This is a genomic window from Streptomyces sp. NPDC107498, from assembly GCF_055582805.1.
The window spans coordinates 104,015-123,121 of sequence record NZ_JBVJPE010000016.1; the positions used below are offsets into that span (position 1 = coordinate 104,015).

Here is a 19,107-nt window from a genome sequence, read left to right on the forward strand (position 1 = left end):
CGCACCGCGATGCCCGTGCCCCACCTCGTCCCCGAGCCCACCCACCTCTCGGTCCTCCCGGGCCGCTTCACCTTCGACGCCACGACCGCGCTCAAGGTCTCCCCCGGCGCCGACGCCGCCGCCGACCTGCTGCGCACCCTCCTCGGGCCGGCCACCGGGCTGCCCCTGCCCGCCCGCCCCGACGGCTCCGTCGTCCTGGCCCTCGACCGCGCCCTCACGGGCCTCGGCGACGAGGGGTACGGACTGACCGTCGGCACCGGGGGGATCCTGCTGCGGGCCGCCCGCCCCCAGGGCCTCCTCTCCGGCGTCCAGACCCTCCGCCAGCTCATGCCCGTCGAAGCCCTCCACCCGGAGCCGGTGCCCGACGTCGCCTGGTCGGTCCCCTGCGCGCAGATCACCGACGTCCCCCGTTTCCCCTGGCGCGGCTCCATGCTCGACGTCGCCCGCCGCTTCCGCCCCGTCTCCTTCCTCCGGCGGTACGTCGACCTCCTCGCCCTCCACAAACTCAACGTCCTCCACCTCCACCTCACCGACGACCAGGGCTGGCGGATGCCCGTCGGCGCCCTGCCCCGGCTCACCGAGATCGGCGGCCTGCCGCACGGCGGCGCGTACACCCGCTCCGAGCTCACCGGCCTGGTCGCGTACGCGGCCGGGCGCGGGGTCACCGTCGTGCCCGAGATCGAGATGCCCGGCCACGTCCGCGCCGCCCTCGCCGCCTACCCCGAGCTCGGCAACCACCCGGGCCGCGCCTATGACGTCTGGGACCGCTGGGGCGTCTGCGACACCGTCCTCGGCGTCCACGACGGGGCCCTCGCCTTCTGCCGCACCGTCCTGGACGAGGTGATGGACGTCTTCCCGTCCCCGTACGTCCACGTCGGCGGCGAGGAGTGCCCCGCCACCGAGTGGCACGCCTCCCCCGCCGCCCGCCGCCGGGCCGCCGAGGAAGGGCTGTCCGGCCCGGACGCCCTGCACGGCTGGTTCATGGAACGGATCGGACGCCACCTCCTCGACGCCGGCCGCAGGCCGCTCGGCTGGACCGAGAACGGCGCCGACCTCCCCGCGTACTTCACCGTCATGCCCTGGCGCGACGCCGACCACGGACGCACCGCGGTCCGCCGCGGACACCAGGTCGTCATGGCACCGCACCGCACCACGTACCTCGACTACCCCCAGTCCACCAGCCCGGCCGAGCCGCCCGGCCAGACGGGCCGGGTCGTCGACCTGCGCGCCGTCCACGGCAACGACCCGGCACCGGCCGACTGGAGCCCCGAGGAAGCCGACCGGGTCCTCGGCTCCCAGGTCCAGCTGTGGACCGAGTACGTGCCCACCGCCGCGCACGCCGAGTACCTGACCTTCCCCCGGCTCTGCGCGCTGGCCGAGGTCGTCTGGACCGGCCGGCACGACTGGCCCGGCTTCCAGGAACGCCTCCGCCACCACCGGACCCGGCTCGACGCCCTCGGGGTGCCGCGCCGTCTTTCCCCCGTGTCCCCGTGACCGCCCCCGTACCCCCGCTCCACCCCCTTCACAGGAGAGGAACCCCCATGAGCGACCCGTCGAGGAACAGGAAGCCGCGGATCCGTGCCGCGCTCGTCGTCGCCACGGTGACCGGGCTCGGCGCCACCGCCCTCGCCGCGCTTCCCGCGGAGGCGGCCGGTGAGGCCGTCACCGTCCAGTACCGGCAGAGCGCCACCGGCAGCGACCAGGTCGAGCCCTGGCTGAAGGTGGTCAACACCGGTGCGTCGAGCGTCCCGCTGAGCCAGGTGAAGGTGCGCTACTACTTCAAGGCCGACGCCGGGGCGTCGTACACCTACGCCTGTTCGTGGGCCGTGAAGGGCTGCGCCAACCTCACCGGCACCTTCGGCGCCCTCGCCCGGCCCACCGCGACCGCGGACCGCTACCTGGAGGTCGGCTTCACCGCCGGAGCCGGTTCGCTCGCCCCCGGCGCCGACACCGGCGACATGCAGCTGCGCTTCCACCGCTCCGACTGGCAGCCGCTCGACCAGAACGACGACTACTCCTTCGGTCCCGGCCGGACCACGTACGCCGACTGGTCCAAGATCACCGCGACCGTCGCCGGCGTCCCGGTATGGGGCGCCGCGCCCGCCGGCAACGAATCCACGCCGACCCCCACCCCGACCGACCCCACCACACCACCGCCCACGGGGGCCGTGCTCTTCGACGACTTCGACTACACCGGGCACACGGACCCGGCGATCGGCGCCCACGGCTGGAGCGTGCGCTCCCACTCCGGTGGCCCCGGCGTGGCCGGCGCCACCTGGGCCCCCGAGAACGTCACCTTCGCCAAGGACGGCACGAACTCGATCATGAACCTGCGGACCTCCACCGCGGGGACCGGCGAGTCCACCCGCCACACCGAGGTCCTCACCCGCGCCTCGAAGTTCAGGAACGGCACCTACGCGGCGCGCGTCCGCTTCTCCGACGCGCCGCTCTCGGGCCCGGACGGCGACCACGTCGTCCAGACCTTCTTCACCATCAACGACCTCAAGGCCCCGATGGCCGACGACTACGCCGAGTACGACTTCGAGTACCTGCCCAACGGCGGTTGGGGCGAGCCGGCCGACATCCTCTACACCACCTCGTGGGAGACCTACCGGCCCGACCCCTGGGAGGCCGTCAACCAGCACTCCGAGTCCCGCACGAGCCACGACGGCTGGCACGACCTCGTCCTGACCATCGACGGCAACGCGATCGTCTACTACATCGACGGCCGGGAGTTCGGCCGGCACGACGCCCGCTACCTCCCCGAGCGCCCCATGTCCATCAACTTCAACCAGTGGCTGATCGACCTGGCCGGCCAGACGTCGACCACTCCCCGCGCCTACGACCAGAAGGTCGACTACGTCCTGCACGTCAAGGACCAGGTGCTCACACCGGCCCAGGTGGCCGCCAAGGTCGGCGCCTACCGCTCCGCGGGCACCACCTTCGAGGACACCGTCCCCACCGCACCGTGACCCCCGGGGGCCCGGTCCCCACCGGACCGGGCCCCCGGCCGGGGGAAGCCGATCGCGGACGCGGGTCCGCGGTCCGGGACTCGCCGTGCCCGGGAGCGGTCGCGCGGGGCCACCGCGACGACGTCCGAAACTTGGTATGGACCTGACAAGCGCGGCCGGTTAACGTGACGGCTGCGCTCGGTGAGAGCGCTCTCAAGGATTGGTCGCCCCACACCAGGAGGTCCCGTGAAACGCACCACCCCCCTGCGCGCCGCCGTCGCCGCCCTGTTCCTGACGGTCGGCCTCGGCGCCGCCCATTCCGGCGCGGCGAGCGCGGCCCCGCTTCCGGAGCCCGCCCCGGCGGCGCCCGCCTCGGCCGGACTGCTCGACGCCATGCGCCGGGACCTCGGGCTCACCGCGGCCGAGGCAGAGGATCGGCTGAGCGCGGAGAAGGCCGCCGCCGAGGTGGAGAAGGCCGCCCGTCAGCGCACGGGTGCCGCCTACGGCGGTTCGTGGTTCGATCCCGCGACCGGCCGGCTGGTCGTCGCCGTGACCGACCGCGCCGAGGAGGCGGACGTACGAGCGCTGGGTGCCGACACCCGGCTGGTCCGGCACAGCGCCGCCGCGCTGGACCGCGCCAAGGCCCGCCTGGACGCACTCCACGCGCCTGCGGGAGTGGCCGGCTGGCACGTCGACCCGAGGACCAACAGCATCGTGGTCGACGTCGTGCGCACCGAACGGCAGGCCCCTGACGTCCGGTCCTTCGTGGCCAGGGCCCGGGCCGGCGGCCCGGTCACCGTCGCCGAGACGGCACGGGCGCCCCGCACGTACGCGGCCGGAACCGTCGGCGGTGACCCCTACTACACCGGCAACGTCCGCTGCTCGATCGGCTTCTCCGTGTACGGGGGCTTCGTGACGGCCGGACACTGCGGGCAGCCCGGCGCGGCGGTGCGCGGCTGGGACGGGTCCGCGATGGGCACCTTCCAGGGCTCGTCGTTCCCCGGCGACGACTACGCGTACGTCTCGATCCACAGCGGCTGGTGGACCGTGCCCGTGGTGCTGGGCTGGGGCACCGTCCCCGACCAGCTGGTCCGCGGCTCCTCCGAGGCCCCGGTGGGCGCTTCGATCTGCCGTTCCGGCTCGACCACGCACTGGCGTTGCGGCGCGGTCCTGGCCAAGAACGAGACGGTCAACTACAGCCAGGGCGCCGTGTACCAGATGACCAAGACCAGCGTCTGCGCCGAGGGCGGCGACTCCGGCGGCTCGTTCCTCAGCGGCGACCAGGCCCAGGGCGTCACCTCCGGCGGCTGGGGCAACTGCTCCTCCGGAGGCGAGACGTGGTTCCAGCCGGTCAACGAGATCCTCGGCCGGTACGGCCTGCGGCTCCACACCGCCTGAGGTCGACACGGCGACCGGGTCCTTCCGGACTCGAACGCCCGGAAGGACCCGCCGTACGGCAGCCGTACGGCAGCCGTACGGCCCGCGCGGAGCACCGGGCGACGGCTGTCCGGCCGATCGCCCCGGGAGGTCCGACCCGCCCCCTCACTCCCTCAAGGCAGCCTTAAAGGAGCGTTAAGCCCCAGGGCGTGAGAGAAAACCGCAGTTCAGAGGCGTGCACGGAACGACGCCTGGCGTTGCCACGGGAGTTGTTCCTCCGTGATACTCACTGCCCGACGGGTGACGCCACGTCATTCCTGAGAGCGCTCTCACACACTGGCCCAACGATCCGCTCCGCCCGGTCGTCCCTTCCCCCTCCCAGACGAGGATGCATGCCCATGGCCGCCGCTCATCGCGCACGACGCCGGTCCTTCGGCGGGGTGGGGCGCGTCGTCACCGGCGCTCCGGTCGCGGCGTCACCCGTCCCCTTCACCGGCTCGGTCGCCCCGCGGGCCGGCGCCGCGGTCGCCGCGCAGACCCGGTCCGACGAGTTCGACGGCGCCGTCGACCAGAAGGGGGCGGTCGGCTGACCGTCCCGCCCCGCCGGCCGGCATGCCCGCCCCTCTCCCCTTCCGTCCTCGCATCCGGCCGCTCCCCCATCCGACCCCACCCGACCCCACCCGACCTCACGAAGAACGGACCCCCACCGTGACGGCACGCCACCAGCGAACGATGTCCCGCAGAAAACTCCTCGCCACGACCGCAGGCCTGGCCCTGGCGGTGCCCGCAGCGGCCACCTGGTTCGAGGGGGGCGCCAACGCCTCCACCGCCGCCACGCTCCCCCTCGACCTGGTCAACACCACCGGCAACAACACGGTGTACGCCTACGTGCTCGGCCGCGACCCGGCCGCCGGCGGCACCTGGGCCTTCATCCAGGCCGACGGCTCCACCCTCCACCACCCGCCGGCCCCGGCCGCCGACCAGACCCCGCTCGGGGTCGACTGTGCCGTCCCGCTCAACGCGTCCGGTGCCGGAGCTCGGAGGGTGACGCTGCCGCACCTGGACAGCGGCCGCGTCTACTTCTCCGTCGGCGCGAAGCTCACCTTCCTGATGAACCGCGGCGGCGGCCTGGCCCTGCCGTCGGTGAGCAACCCCACCGACCCCAACGCGAACGTCCCCCACGACTTCTGCGAATTCACCTTCAACAGGGACCAGCTGTACGCCAACATCACGTTCGTCGACATGGTCTCGCTGCCGATCGCCTTCCAGCTGGAGACCGGGCAGGGGACCCAGACCGTGCGCGGGCTGCCCGCCGACGGACTGTCCCGGGTCGCCGCCGCGCTGCGGGCCCAGTCCGCCGCCGACGGCAGCGACTGGAGCAGACTGATCGTCACCAAGGGCGGCGGCGACCTGCGCGTCCTCAGCCCCAACCTGGCGATCCGCGGCAACAGCGCCCTGTTCCGGGGCTACTTCGACGGCTACGTCGACGAGGTGTGGAACAAGTACCGCTCCACCGACCTGCGCATCGACACCCAGTTCACCTGGGGAACCGTCACCGGCCGGGTGAACGGCGACACCCTCGCCTTCCCCGGAGTCGGCGTCTTCGCCAGGCCGTCGACCCTCTCGATCTTCTCCTGCAGCGACGCGCCCTTCACCACGGGCAACGACCTGATGGGCAACCTCAGCGCACGGCTCGCCGCCGCCTTCAACCGCTCCACCCTGCTGGACAACCCCCACCAGCCGACCTCCGAGAACCCGGCCGCCTTCTACACCCGGCCGCGCACCAACCACTACGCCCGCATCCTGCACGGCACCACCCCCGACCACCTCGGGTACGCCTTCCCCTACGACGACGTGCACCCGGCCGGAGTCGATTTCGAGGGCAAGGTGCAGTCCGGCAGCCCCAGCCGCTGGACCATCACGGTCGGCGGCATGACCGGCGGTGGTGGCACGCCGACCCCGACGCCGACCGCCACCGCCACGGGCGGCGGGGTCAGCGCCTTCGCCACCATCCAGGCCGAGGCGTTCACCGCCCAGTCGGGAGCCCAGGTCGAGGCCTGCTCCGACAGCGGCGGCGGCTCCGACGTCGGCCGGCTGTCGAACGGAGACTGGCTCAAGTTCTCGTCCGTCGCCTTCGGCGCCACCGGCGCCACCCGCTTCAACGCCCGTGTCGCGTCCGGCGCCGCCGCCGGAGTCAGCGGTCTGGTCCAGGTCCGCCTCGGCAGTCCCACGGCCGCCCCGGTGGGCAGCTTCGCCGTCGCCGACACCGGTGGCTGGCAGGCCTGGCGCACCGTCCCCGCCGACATCGGCCGCACCACCGGCACCCACGACGTCTACCTGACCTTCGACAGCGGCCAACCCGCCGACTTCGTCAACATCAACTGGTTCGTCTTCGCCTAGCGGAGCGAGCACGCCGACACCGCGGCGGCTTCCACGATCAACCGTTGCGGATCATCGCCTTGTGGATCCAGTCCGCGTAGGCGGGCGCACTGGTGTAAAGCCCCGGGCCCTCGCTGCACCGCACGCCCCGGGCGCCCGGGCCGGAGGTGACGCCGACGAGTTCCCAGCGTCCCCTCCGGTCCCGCCGGATCTGGGGTCCGCCCGAGTCGCCGTTGCACGCCATGGCCTTCGGCACCTGGCTGATCGTGCACAGACGGGTGTTGCTCGCGTAGCCCGGCGCGCACTCGGAGACCGCTCCCCTGCGCGTGTCGAGCTCTTGCAGCCGTTCGGGAAAGACCCATTTGCTGAGGTCGGGAGTGTCGTCGACGGTACCGAGGCCCAGAATCCGGGTCGCCGTGCCGGGCCGTCCCGGCTCGTCGGCGATGCGGACGGGCTTCTCGGTGACGGAGCGGTCCAGACGGACCAGAGCGATGTCGTTGTGGTTGGGACCGGCGTTCTCACCGTTCCTGTAGCGCGGGTGGACCACCGTCTTCGCCACGGACCGGACCGTGCCCCCGGAGCTCTTCCACTCACTGCCGATCCGGACGGTGCCGTCCAAGGTGACGAGCTCCGGGTCCACGCAGTGCGCCGCTGTGAGCACCCACTTCGAGTCGATCAGCGATCCCCCGCAGACGCCCTTGAAAGTGGGGTCGTCCGCGCCCGTCACCGGGATCGACACCATGAACGGGTAGCGCTGCGTGGATTCCTCACCGTTGACGATGGCCTCGGCGCTCCCGGACATCGTGGCGGCGCACACCGCTCCCGCCAGGATCACCGCGGCGGTGCGCGCCACCACGGGGCGCGAGGATTTCAGGTTGAACATTGACTCTCCGATCGGACGAGCGTTTGCGACACGCTCAGCCTCCGCCATCGGGAGAGACCGGTCCATCCGGTCAACGGGCCCGTCCGAGGTGGGGAAAACCCCAGGTCGAAGCGTTCGGCATCAGGCCGATGCGGTGTCCAGGCCTCGTCGCTGTACGCGTGGACCGCCGTGGACCACCTCGGCGGCCGGTCGGCACGGGGCCGGATGCCGGAGGCGGTCGCGCGGGCGTGGCCGGTGTGCATGACGGGCCTCGCTGCTGCCGCCCCGACGCTCCCGAAACCGTGCCGGCGGGTCACTCGCGTGCCGGGACGACGGTGTGCGCGAGTTGGACGCGTGAGTGCAGGCCGAGTTTGCGGTAGACGCGGGTGAGGGTCGCCTCGACCGTCTTGACGCTGACGGTGAGGGCCGCGGCGATGTCGCGGTTGCTCGCTCCGCCGGCGGCGAGCTGGGCGCAGCGCTGTTCGGCCCGGGTGAGGCGGGGGCGGGCACCGTCGTCCGGGGGGTTGTGCTCCAGCCGGTGGAGGGCGTGTGCGGCGGCCTCGGCCCAAGGATGCGCGCCGTGGGCGGTGAAGAGGTCAGCGGCACTCCGTGCTGCCGCGCGGGCGCTGGCGCGTCGGCGCCCGCGTCGTTCGGTGTGGCTGAGCGCCAGCAGTGTCCGGCCCCGTTCGACGGGGAGGTGGAGGAGGCGGTCGGCTGCGTCGGTGAGCCGGCGGGCGGCCGTGTCGTAGTCGCCTTGTGCGGCGTCCAGGAGGGCTTGGACGCGTTCGAGGGACGGGAGGACGCCGTGCCTGCCGAGGTCGGTCGCGGTGCGGCGGGTGCCGGTCAGCAGTTCGCGGGCCCGTTCGAGGTGCCCCAGCGTGACGAGGGCTTCGGCCAGGTCGGCGTGCCAGCGCAGGACGGACGGGTCGTGGACCTGCTGGAGTTCCTCCAGGGTGCGGACCTCTTCCAGTGTCTCCAGGGCTTCTTTGGGGCGGCCGGTGACCAGGAGGAGGTGCCCGAGGGCGAAGAGGTTGCGGGAGAGGAAGACCTTGTTGTCCTCCTGCCGGGCGGCGTCGGCCCCGCGGCGTGCGTGGACGAGGGCGAGGTCGGTGCGCCGGGCGGTGCCTTCGACGAGTGCGGAGGTGTAGCACGCCGGCGCGGGTGACAGGGAGGTTGAGTCGGTCAGCTCCTGGGCGCGGTGGGCGTGCTGGAGCGCCCTGGCGCACCGTCCGGCGCGGAGTTCGGCCTCGGCGAGGCAGCGCAGGATGTCCACGGTCGCCTCGGCGTCTCCCGTCCGCTCGGCTTCGACGAGCAGGGGAAGCAGCGCGGTGCGGGCCTCCTCGGGGCGGTCGTCGAAGAGGGCGTGCCGGGCGGCGAGGTGCTGAGGTGTGCCGTTGACGTGGAGGGGGGCGGCAGGCGGCAGGGACAGGGCGCGGCCGAGCGTGGTCTCGGCGTCGGAGTGGCCGAGGATGCGTTGGGCCCGGGCCTGCATCGTGAGGGCCATGACGGTGGTGGTGGCGTCGCCGACGGTCTCGGCGAGGGCGGCGGCCCGGCCGGCCAGTGTGCACGCCCGCTGGGGGTCGCCCTCGTTGACGTTGGCCCAGACGGACTGGCGGATGAGGATCTGCGCGGTGAGGTCGGACCGTCCAGCCGCCGCGTGGAACGCGTCGGCGAACAGTTCGTCCGCGCTGTGCAGGTGCCGGCCGCTCGCGTCGATCAGGGCGATGAGGGCGTCGACGCGCTGGGCAGGGGTGGTGTCGTGGCCCAGGACGAGACGGGCGGCGGCCCGGCCGCGGGGGAGATCGCCGTAGTGGGCGGCGGCACGTACGGCGGTCAGGGCCCGTTCGGTGAGCAGGTCGCCGTCGTCGTGCGGGGTGCGCTGGGCGGCGAGGAGGGAGAGTTCGGCCGCGAGCGCGTGTTCGCCGCGCAGCCGGGCGCGTACGGCTGCGCGGGCGGCGTGGCGGGCCGACCGCGGGTCGGTGTCGTCGGCCGCCAGCGCGGTGTGCCGGTCGCGGCGGACGCCGTCACGGCTGGCCTCGGCCAGGCGGGCGTGCAGGAGTCTGCGCGCGTGGCCCGGCAGCCGGGCCACGAGTTCGGTGCCGATCGCGGAGGCGGTGAACCGCATCGTCCCGCCGGGCTGTCCGAGGTCGACGAGTCCGGCTGCCTCGGCCTCGGCGAGGAGGCTTTCGGCTGCCGGGCCGACGAGATCGCTCAGCAGGTCGAGGCCGGGCCGGTCGTCGAGTGCGGCGAACGTCAGCAGCTCCTGGACTTCCTCCGGCACGGTTCCCAGCCACTCGCCCAGCAACCGGCGGGCAGGAGGAGGGAGGACCGGATCGGCCTCGGCATCCGGGGCGAGCGGCACGGCGGAGGTGTGACCGCCGGCCCGGGCGAGGGCCAGGGCCAGCGCCGGGTTCCCGCCGCTGTGGGTGTGGATGCGCGTGACCTCGCGGGGGACGAGCCGGTACGGGGACAGCAGGGCCCCGACCTGGGGGGCCGTCAGGGGCGGGATGCGCACCGCGCACGCGTCCTCCCCGCACCAGTGGCCTGCGGCCCCCGGGCGCCAGGTGCGCTCGGCCGCGATGACGGGGAGGTCCGGGGTCAGGCGCAGGGCCCATCCCAGGACGGCCGCGCTGGCCGGGTCCAGCCACTGGGCGTTGTCCACCACCAGCGTCATGGGTGGTGCCTCCCCCAGCAGAGCGGCGGTCTGCCGGCGAAGCCGCAGGGCCGAGCCGGCATCGTCCGGGGAGCCCGGCTGGTCGGCGGCCCGGTCCAGCCCCGCCGTCAACTCCCGTGCGGCAGGCAGGGTGCGGAGGGCCAGCGCGAGTTCGAGCAGCCCGGCATGGGGAACCCGGGCGTCCTGCGGACGCGGGGCCAGCCGCAGGACGGGCAGGCCCAGTCGTCGCCCCAGGGTCCCGGCCGCGGTGGTCTTGCCGCTTCCGGGCGGCCCGAACAGGACCGTCCGGCGGGTGCCCTGCGCGTCTTCCGGCACCACCGGCAGTACGGGACCGGCCTCGTGGAACGCGCTCATCCACATCGCAGAGTCTGGCATCGGGCCATGGTGGGCCAGCCGTGCCCCCTCGGTCCAGGTCAAGGGGTTGCCCTGATGTCGGCCGCCCCCCCGCGTCCCTAGCCTCATGGCCACAGCCGAGCCAACTGCTGCCGAACGCCCCCCGCACCCCAGATGACGTCCTGCGGCAATCCCCGACAAGGCTCGGCGGAAGGATCTCGATGAACCGCAAGAACGCCCTGGCAGCCGCTGTCGCGGCGGCCCTCGCCCTGGGCACCGTGACCGTGGCGGCCACCCAGTCCACCGCGGCCACCGGCAACTCCGCGGCCCGACCCGGCGCCGGGTTCCGGGCGATGACGGCCGACGCGCGCGGCGAGGCGATACGCACGGCCGGCCGGAACGCGACCGCAACCGCCCGCGCGCTCGGCTTGGGCCCCGCCGAGCGCCTGGTGGCCGAGGACGTGCTGATCGACGCCGACGGCGCCCGGCACGTGCGCTACGACCGCACCTACGGCGGCCTGCCCGTCATCGGCGGCGACCTGGTGGTGCACCTCGCCGAGGACGGCAGGATCACCGGCTCGGACCTGGCGCACCAGGGTGCGATCAGGGTCGCCGACACCTCGCCGAAGCTGACGGCGGCCGACGCCTCGGCCGCGGCCGTGAGGCACGCCAAGCACGTGAAGAACGCGAAGACCAAGGGCTCGGACGGCAGCACCCTGGTGGTGTACGCGGTCGGCAAGGTGCCGGTCCTCGCCTACCGGTCGACGGTCACCGGTGCGGGCGAGGCCGGCCCGGCCTCGCGCCAGGCGGTGATCGTCGACGCGACCAGCGGCGCGCCGCTGGACCAGTACGAGCTGCACCAGAGCGTCACGGGCACCGGCAACGGCGTCACCGTCGGCCAGGTCGGCATCGAGACCACCCAGTCCGGGAGCGGCTACACCCTCACCGACGCGGCACACGGCTCCACCATCGTCTACGACGCCTACAACAGCCCGCAGTCGAACCCGAAGCAGAACGCCCGGGCCTTCAGCAGGACCACCAACTCCTGGGGCAACGGTTCCGCGTCGAGCCGCGAGAGCGCGGCGGTGGACGCCTCCTACGGCCTGGCCAAGACCTGGGACTACTACAAGAACGCCTTCAACCGCTCCGGCATCCGCAACGACGGCCGCGGCGCCCCCGCCTACGTGCACGTCGACAGCAGCCTGCTGAACGCCTTCTACGACGACGACTGCTTCTGCATGTTCTTCGGCGACGGCTCCTCGCAGAACGGCAACACCCCCGTCACCGCGCTCGACGTGGCCGGTCACGAGATGAGCCACGGCGTCACCGCCGCCACCGCCGGCCTCAACTACTCCGGCGAGTCCGGCGGCCTCAACGAGGCCACCAGCGACATCTTCGGCACCATGGTCGAGTTCTCCTCCGGCAACACCGGCGACCCGGGCGACTACTACATCGGCGAGAAGCTCAACATGTCGAGCGGCTACATGCGGCGGATGGACAACCCCTCCGCCGACGGCAACTCGCTGTCCTGCTGGACCTCGAACGCCGGCTCGGTGGACGTCCACTACTCCTCCGGAATCGCCAACCACTTCTTCTACCTGGCGGCCGAAGGCACCGGGGCGAAGACCATCGGCGGACGCGCGCACAACAGCACCACCTGCAACGACGACACCTTCGCGGGCATCGGCAAGGACAAGGCCGCAGCGGTCTGGTACCGGGCGTTGAGCGCCTACATGACCTCCACCACCAACTACGCGGGCGCCCGCACCGCCACCCTCCAGGCCGCCGCCGACCTGTACGGCACCAACTCCCAGGAGCGGTACCTCGTCTCCAAGGCGTGGGCAGCCGTCAGCGTCGGCACCGCGCTGCCCGACCCGGGAACCGGCACCCCGACCCCGACGCCGACGCCGACGCCGAGCGGGAACGCGCTGACCAACGGCACCTTCGAGCAGGGCACCGGCGCCTGGACCCAGAGCGACAGCATCATCACCGGTTCCACCCTGCAGGCCGCGCACGGCGGTTCCTGGTACGCCTGGATGATGGGCTACGGCACCGACGCCGTCGAGTCCCTGTCCCAGTCGAACATCGCGGTGCCCTCCACCGGCACCCCGAAGCTCACCTTCTGGCTGAAGGTCTCCACCCAGGAGTCCGGCTCCACCGCCTACGACACCCTCAAGGTCAAGGTCAACGGCACCACGCTGGCCACCTACTCCAACGCGAACGCGAGCGCGGGATACGTCCAGAGGACCGTCGACCTGTCCGCCCACAAGGGCCAGACGGTGAAGCTGGAGTTCGCCGGTACCGAAGACGCCTACCTGTCGACCGTCTTCCTGGTCGACGACGTCACCATCGGCTGACCGGTCCCGCTCACCACCGGTGCTCCTGCGGCCGGACGCCCTGCTCGGGCGCTCCGGCCGCGGGAGCCGCCGCAGGCGCGAGGGGGTCGGCAGGGGCGGTCCGGCCTCCACTCCGCGGGTTTCGTGGGGTGTTCAACCGCCGTCCACCTTTCTGCTGTGGACATGACAGATACGACCGCGAAGGTCTTCCTCATCAGGGCAAACCCCCTCATACAAGGAAGAAAGATGACGATACGTCTGGCATCTCGCACCTCCGCGCTCGTTCTCTGCACGGCACTGGCGACCTCCTTCACCCTCCCGGCACAGGCATCCGGGATCGACAGCGTCCGACCGAAGGCCGAGACCGCGCCGCTGTTCGACGACGAGGCCGGTGGCAACGCCAACGCGGACGACCCGGCGATCTGGCGCAACGCCGCCGACCCGGGCCGCAGCCTGGTGATCGCCACTGCCAAGCAAGGCGGCCTGCGGGCCTACGACCTGGACGCGCGCCAGGTGCAGTCCATCCCCGCCCCGGCCGGGCCGGGCGCCGACGACAAGCCCGGCCGCTTCAACAACGTCGACCTGGTGCGGGGCCTGCGCCTGGGCGGCGTGCGCACGGACGTCGCGGTGGTCAGCGACCGCGGCAACGACCGGCTGCGGATCTACCGCATCGACCGGGACAAGCCCGGCGGCCCGCTCACCGACGTCACCGCCCCGGGAGCGCGGCCCGTGTTCTCCGCCGACCAGGCCGAGATCAACGAGCAGAAGACCGCGTACGGCCTGGCCACCTGGACCGACCGCACCACCGGCCGCTCCTACGCCCTGGTCAGCCGGCGCAACCGCACCCGGATCGCCCTGCTGGAACTGGTCGCCACCCCGGCCGGCACCGTCGACTACCGCCAGGTGCGCACCCTGGACCTGCCCTCCTCCTTCCGGATGCCGAACGGCGCCGTCTGGACGCCCTGCGCCGAGCCGGGCGAACTGCCGCAGGTCGAGGGCATGGTCGTCGACCCCGCGGACGGCACCCTGTACGCGGGGCAGGAGGACGTCGGCATCTGGCGCATCGACGCGGGCCTGACCGGCACGCCGATCCTGATCGACAAGGTCCGCGAGTACGGCGTCCCGGGCACGTACGACGAGCAGACCGAGGAGTGCACACCAGGCGCCGACCCCGGCTTCGGCGGCACGCACCTCAGCGCCGACGTCGAGGGCCTGACCCTGGTCACCGAGCCGGACGGCGACGGCTACCTGCTGGCCTCCAGCCAGGGTGACGACACCTTCGTCGCCTACGACCGCGAGCGCGACGAGGACAACGAGTACGAGAACGCCTTCCGCATCGCCGCGGCCTCCACCACCCTCGACGGCTCCGAGGTCTGCGACGGCGCCGCCGCCCTCGACGCCCCGCTCGGCACGCGCTACCCCAACGGTCTCCTCGTCGTCCAGGACGGCGAGGAGACCCCCGGTGACGGCGACCGCGAGGCCACCGGCTTCAAGTTCGTCGACCTCGGCGAGGTCGTCGACGCCATCGACTGACGCGTGAAGGCCGCGGGCGCACGGTGTCACCACCGTGCGCCCGTCGTACGGTGGAACCCCGACGGGACGGGCGGGCCCGCCCGGACACGGCCTTCCGCACCACGCCTCAGGGCCGGATCCCGTCGCAGGCGATCCTCAGGCGTCGCGGGCCGCGCAGTACGGCGTTCTGGCGATACGGGGGCGGGTCCTCGAGGAGGCGCGGGTTCTCCAGTCTCCGGGCCAGCTCCGACAGGGCGAGTTGGGCCTCCAGCCGGGCGAGGGGTGCGCCGAAGCAGCTGTGGATGCCGCTGCCCAGGCCCAGGTGCTGGACGTCCGGGCGGTCCGGGTCGAAGCGGTCCGGGTTCTCGAAGCGCTGGGGGTCGCGGTTGCCGGACGCCAGGACCAGCCAGAGGGTGGACGCCTCGGGGATGGTGACGCCGCGAACCTCGATGTCGGCGAGGGTGGTGCGCTGCGGCAGCAGTTGCACCGGCGGCTCGAAGCGCAGGAGTTCCTCGACGATGGGCACGGCCAGGCGCGGTTCGGCCCTCAGTCGCCGGAGGACGTCGGGGTTGCGCAGCAGGGTCAGCATTCCGTTGGTGATGAGGTTGACCGTGGTCTCGTGTCCCGCGATCAGCAGCAGGGCCGCGGTGCTGAGCAGTTCCATCGTGGTCATCGGGCCGTCCTGGCCCTTGGCCGTGGCCAGCTGGGAGAGCATGTCGTCCCCGGGGTTCTTGCGGCGCTCCTCGATCAGGCCGGCCAGGTACATGCCCAGCTGCATCCGGGCCTCGTGCGAGCCCTTGCCGCGCTCGGCGGGATCGGCGTCCGGGTCGGGGTCCAGGCCGGCGGCGAGGGTGTCCGCCCAGGTGTGGAAGCGCGCCTCGTCCTCGCGCGGCACTCCGAGCAGCCTGCAGATCACCGTGACCGGGAAGGGGTACGAGAACTGTTCCACCAGGTCGATGCGGCCGGGGTCGGCGAGGCCGTCGATGAGGCCGGTCACGATGTCGTGGAGCTCCGGGCGCATTCCGTCGACACGGCGGGGCGAGTGGGGCGGGCCGAAGTGCCGGTTGGTCATGCGCCGCATCCGGTCGTGCTCCGGCGGGTCGAGCCGCAGGAAGCCCGGCGGCAGGGCGCCTTCCTGCGGGGTCTCCTCGGCCAGCGGATCGGCGCCGTTCGAGGCCAGGTTGCGGGCGTCGGAGCTGATCCGGGGATCGTGCAGGAGGCTGCGGATCTCGTAGTAGGTGCTGATCACGTAGGGCCCGTCGCCCGTGTGGTGGACCGGGGTCTTCCGGAGCTCCTCGTAGATCGGGTACGGGTCGGCCCGGTTGGCGTGGTCCAGGATCTGGTGCAGCAGGGATTGCGTCATGGCAGGTCCTCGTGGCCGTGCGGGTCAGTGTGCGGGGGTGAACGTCATCCGGCGGTCGGTCGGCGAGTAACCGCTGAGGGTCACGGTGGGACCGTGGCTGGGGACCGAGGGGTCGGGGAAGTCCGCGTCCGTCGGCCGCCGTCCGTCCGCGTGCCTGTCGACCGTGGGGAACGACGGCGGGAACGGCGCGGTCTTCTCGATGAGCTCCTGGTAGAACGGCAGCCACCGGCCCTGGTCGAAGGAGACGGCACCGATGACGCGCCCCTGGTATCCGTAGACGCCGACGAAACGGCGGCTGTCCAGCGAGCCCTGCGAGATGAGGATCTCCGTCGCCATCGACGGCACTCCGACCGACTTGATGTTGACGCCGAACTGGGAGGACCAGAAGGCCGGCACGTCCATGTGCGGCAGCCGGTCGATGCTCTCGCTGACCATGTTGTGCGCCGCGATCCCCGCCTGCGCGACCGCGTTGCCCCAGTGCTCCAGGGACAGGAACTGGTAGCCGAACAGGGGGTGCGGGCAGCGGGCGACGTCGCCCGCCGCGAAGATGTCGTCGGTGACGATTCCGCGGACGTCGAACGCGCGGCAGCCGGCGTCGCAGGCGATGCCGCGGGGGCCGGCCCCGAGCCCGGAACCGTACAGCCATTCGGTGTTGCGGAGCGCGCCGAGCGAGACGATCACCACGTCGGTCTCCACGGTGGAGCCGTCGGACAGGTGCGCCGCGCGCACCCGTCCCGAGGCGTCGCCCTCCAGGGCGGTCACCATGACCCCGCACCGCAGGTCCACACCGTGTTCGCGCTGGAGGCCGGCGGCCACCTCGGCGACCACCCCGCCGAGTGCGCCGACCAGGGGCGCGGCGCCGCGTTCGGTGAGGGTGACGGCGAGCCCGCGTTCGCGGCAGGCGGACGCGATCTCCGAGCCGGCGAAGCCTCCGCCGATGACGAGGACGCGTCGGGGTCCCTCGGCGAGCCGCCGGGCGAGCGCGGCGCCGTCGTCGCGGGTCCGCAGCACGAAGACGCCGTCGAGTTCCGCCTCCTCCTCGCGCGGCCACGGGCGCGCCCGGACCCCGGTGGCGATCAGCAGCCGGTCGTACGGCACCTCGTCGCCGTCGGCCAGCCGCACCCGCCTGGCGGCCATGTCCAGGCCTGCGGCCGGCACGCCGAGCCGCCAGGTCGCGTCGACGGACCGGAGCCTGGGCAGTGCGGTGCGGTCGGCGCGCGCCCTGCCCAGCAGCACGCCCTTGGACAGCGGGGGCCGGTCGTACGGTTCGCAGGGCTCGTCGCCGATCATGGTCAGTGACCCCGCGAAGCCCTTGGCGCGCAGGGTCTCGGCGGCCCGCAGGCCGGCCAGCGAGGCACCGACGACGACGATGCGGCCCTCGCGCTTGAACCTCTCCAGGGCGCCGTCACCGAGCACCGGGCACCGCCTCGGCCGGCTCGTCCACGTCATCGACGAGGATGGCCTGCACGGGGCAGGCCGCGGCGGCCTGGGCCAGCTTCTCGCGCTGTGCCTCGTCGGCGTCCGGGTCGTACAGCAGCGCCTCGTCGCCGTGCATCGTGAAGATCTCGGGAGCCAGGAACGCGCACTGCGCGTACCCCTGGCAGCGGTTCAGATCGACGGCAATGCTCACCACGGTATCGGTCCTCTCCAACGGCCCGCTCAAGCCCCCTGCGCCCACTCTCGTCGGCCGGAAGGGTCACAGCGACGGAGAGCGGACCGTTCGAGTGAGCGGTGGGGCCCGATCAGGTCGGGGCCGGGGGGCGTGACGCGCCGGGACGCCGGCCCCACAGGATGTGCAGGCCGAGGAGCAGCACCCAGGCCGGGAAGACCAGTTCGGACCACGGCACGCTCGCTCCCACCACGAGCAGCGTCAGGCCCGCCAGATGGCCGAGGACGGTGAGCGGGCGCGGGAGGACGCCGAGCCTGCGGCCGATGGTCGAGGCCGTGATGACGAACACCGCCGCCATCCGCATGGCGTACGTGGTCAACAGGGCGTAGGCGACGCCGCGGCCGAAGGAGGAGTCCTGCCGGCCGTCCCCGAGCACGGTCCAGGCCGCCGCGGCCGCGCCGAACAGCGTGGCGACGAAGACCAGACCGCTCCCCAGGAACACCGTGGAGACGAACTTGTCCTCGCGCTCGCCCGCCTGTTCGCGCAGGGCCCCCATGAACCACAGGAACGCGATCCCGGCGAACGGGATCAGCTCCAGCGCCGTGCGTACGGCGTTCCGCTGTCCCGCGTCGACGGTCACGTCTTCCCCGTCGGCGCCGCCCGGCAGGGTGATGCGCACCAGGATGATCGCCGTGGCCGTCAGGATCGCGAACACCACTCCTGCCGCCCCCGCGGCCCAGGGGGTCGCGAGGCGCTCGCGCTTCCGGTCCATGGTCTCCCGCTTTCTGCGTGTGCTTCTCCGTCCAGACAGCAGGGGTCGTGGGGCGGGCGCCACCGGGATCACCCGGGAGGAAGGTCTCGATGCGCCATGCAGGCCATGGCGGGGGCCGCGGCCCGCCCGGCCGCCGTCCCGCAGCCGTGCGCCCGTCGTGATCCCGTGCGCTGTCCGTCAGGGGGAGGCCGTCGTCGGGGAGGGTCGGCCGAGGGCGGTGCCGGTCACCGGGCGGGGGGTGCCGGAGGCGGACCGGGTCCCGGCGCCCGGGCTGCCGGCGTGGAGGTCAGCGGCCGGCCGCGACGAGCAGCGGGACGAGCGTGCGGCCCTCCAGGGCCTGCCGGTACGCCCCGCGCCGCTCGGTGTGCACGCTGCGGCGGGCCAGGCACAGCGTCCCGGCCGGCACTCCGCACGTGGGGCAGGGGACACCGAACGCGCCGTGGCCGTACAGCCGCTGCGTCTCGTACGCGGCATCCAGGACCGCGTCGGCGGTCCGGTCTCCGAAGGACGGTGCGCGGCGCGGCGTGAGAGTCATGCTCATGGCGGGCGATCTCCCTGAGTTCGGCGGAGGACGGCGTCGTCAGGTCGCCCCCGGACTTCGGTCTTGCCGTCGTCTACCCGGCGGCACGGAAAGGAGTCCTGGTTCACGACTCGACTGCGATGAGCACCGTTCTACGGGATGGGTCTGACAGTGAGGGCCGGAGCCGGTTCCGGGGGCCCCGGCTCCGGCCCGACCGCCGTCCTGTCGTTCCCTTCGGCCGGGCGCGGCAGCACTCGCCGGTCCGTCGAACCTCGCTCATCCACATATCCTCAATGCCCCTTTTCGCCCTTTATCGCCAGTGAAGCGGATCACTCTCCGTAAGGCATTGCGCATGGGTGGCGGACGCCGGGGCAGGCGGCCGGACCGCCGGACAACCGGCAGGGGGACTCGGAGAGCGG

At 72.9% G+C, this 19,107-nt stretch carries 14 protein-coding genes; 7 read left to right on the top strand and 7 right to left on the bottom strand.

All coding sequences use genetic code 11. From position 1 onward, the window contains the following. Window positions 1-9 precede the first annotated feature (9 nt). From ACZ66Z_RS25995 to ACZ66Z_RS26015, 5 genes are all read left to right on the top strand, one after another. Window positions 10-1,494 carry a beta-N-acetylhexosaminidase gene (locus ACZ66Z_RS25995; protein ID WP_469937779.1) on the top strand — a complete coding sequence of 495 codons (1,485 nt, stop codon included), beginning with the start codon at window positions 10-12 and terminating at the stop codon, window positions 1,492-1,494. A 47-nt stretch (window positions 1,495-1,541) separates the two neighbouring features. Then, the gene (locus ACZ66Z_RS26000) at window positions 1,542-2,972 is read left to right on the top strand and encodes a cellulose binding domain-containing protein (RefSeq protein WP_469937780.1); all 1,431 of its coding nucleotides are present in this window, start codon (window positions 1,542-1,544) and stop codon (window positions 2,970-2,972) included. Between the two features lie 225 nt (window positions 2,973-3,197). Then, on the top strand, window positions 3,198-4,349 hold the full coding sequence (locus ACZ66Z_RS26005) for a S1 family peptidase (protein ID WP_469937781.1): 1,152 nt from the start codon (window positions 3,198-3,200) through the stop codon (window positions 4,347-4,349). A gap of 377 nt (window positions 4,350-4,726) precedes the next feature. Continuing rightward, a complete protein-coding gene (locus tag ACZ66Z_RS26010; RefSeq protein WP_469937782.1) occupies window positions 4,727-4,918 on the top strand; it encodes a hypothetical protein in 192 nt (63 codons plus the stop codon). Between the two features lie 142 nt (window positions 4,919-5,060). Further along, complete coding sequence (locus ACZ66Z_RS26015; RefSeq protein WP_469937783.1) at window positions 5,061-6,728, top strand: glycoside hydrolase family 64 protein; 1,668 nt, start codon at window positions 5,061-5,063, stop codon at window positions 6,726-6,728. Between the two features lie 37 nt (window positions 6,729-6,765). On the opposite strand, the gene ACZ66Z_RS26020 is transcribed toward ACZ66Z_RS26015, so the two are convergent. Next, window positions 6,766-7,590: a S1 family peptidase gene (locus tag ACZ66Z_RS26020; RefSeq protein ID WP_469937784.1), complete on the bottom strand. Its 825-nt coding sequence runs from the start codon at window positions 7,588-7,590 to the stop codon at window positions 6,766-6,768. 292 nt (window positions 7,591-7,882) lie between these two features. Continuing rightward, a complete protein-coding gene (locus ACZ66Z_RS26025; protein WP_469937785.1) occupies window positions 7,883-10,618 on the bottom strand; it encodes a helix-turn-helix transcriptional regulator in 2,736 nt (911 codons plus the stop codon). A gap of 179 nt (window positions 10,619-10,797) precedes the next feature. Here ACZ66Z_RS26025 and ACZ66Z_RS26030 point away from each other — a divergent pair, with 179 nt between their 5' ends. Both ACZ66Z_RS26030 and ACZ66Z_RS26035 read left to right on the top strand, forming a co-directional pair. After that, window positions 10,798-12,933: a M4 family metallopeptidase gene (locus ACZ66Z_RS26030; RefSeq protein ID WP_469937786.1), complete on the top strand. Its 2,136-nt coding sequence runs from the start codon at window positions 10,798-10,800 to the stop codon at window positions 12,931-12,933. Between the two features lie 225 nt (window positions 12,934-13,158). Continuing rightward, window positions 13,159-14,445, top strand: a complete 1,287-nt coding sequence (locus ACZ66Z_RS26035; protein ID WP_469937787.1) for a phytase — start codon at window positions 13,159-13,161, stop codon at window positions 14,443-14,445. Between the two features lie 106 nt (window positions 14,446-14,551). On the opposite strand, the gene ACZ66Z_RS26040 is transcribed toward ACZ66Z_RS26035, so the two are convergent. The 5 genes from ACZ66Z_RS26040 to ACZ66Z_RS26060 form a co-directional block, all read right to left on the bottom strand. Next, window positions 14,552-15,787 carry a cytochrome P450 gene (locus tag ACZ66Z_RS26040; RefSeq protein WP_469937788.1) on the bottom strand — a complete coding sequence of 412 codons (1,236 nt, stop codon included), beginning with the start codon at window positions 15,785-15,787 and terminating at the stop codon, window positions 14,552-14,554. Between the two features lie 24 nt (window positions 15,788-15,811). After that, window positions 15,812-17,236 carry an NAD(P)/FAD-dependent oxidoreductase gene (locus tag ACZ66Z_RS26045; RefSeq protein ID WP_469937789.1) on the bottom strand — a complete coding sequence of 475 codons (1,425 nt, stop codon included), beginning with the start codon at window positions 17,234-17,236 and terminating at the stop codon, window positions 15,812-15,814. Continuing rightward, a complete protein-coding gene (locus tag ACZ66Z_RS26050; protein WP_469937844.1) occupies window positions 17,193-17,417 on the bottom strand; it encodes a ferredoxin in 225 nt (74 codons plus the stop codon). The genes ACZ66Z_RS26045 and ACZ66Z_RS26050 overlap by 44 nt, the downstream gene beginning before the upstream one ends. 112 nt (window positions 17,418-17,529) lie before the next feature. Further along, on the bottom strand, window positions 17,530-18,168 hold the full coding sequence (locus tag ACZ66Z_RS26055; RefSeq protein WP_469937790.1) for a hypothetical protein: 639 nt from the start codon (window positions 18,166-18,168) through the stop codon (window positions 17,530-17,532). 286 nt (window positions 18,169-18,454) lie between these two features. Beyond that, window positions 18,455-18,709 carry a zinc finger domain-containing protein gene (locus ACZ66Z_RS26060; RefSeq protein ID WP_469937791.1) on the bottom strand — a complete coding sequence of 85 codons (255 nt, stop codon included), beginning with the start codon at window positions 18,707-18,709 and terminating at the stop codon, window positions 18,455-18,457. Between the last annotated feature and the right edge of the window lie 398 nt (window positions 18,710-19,107).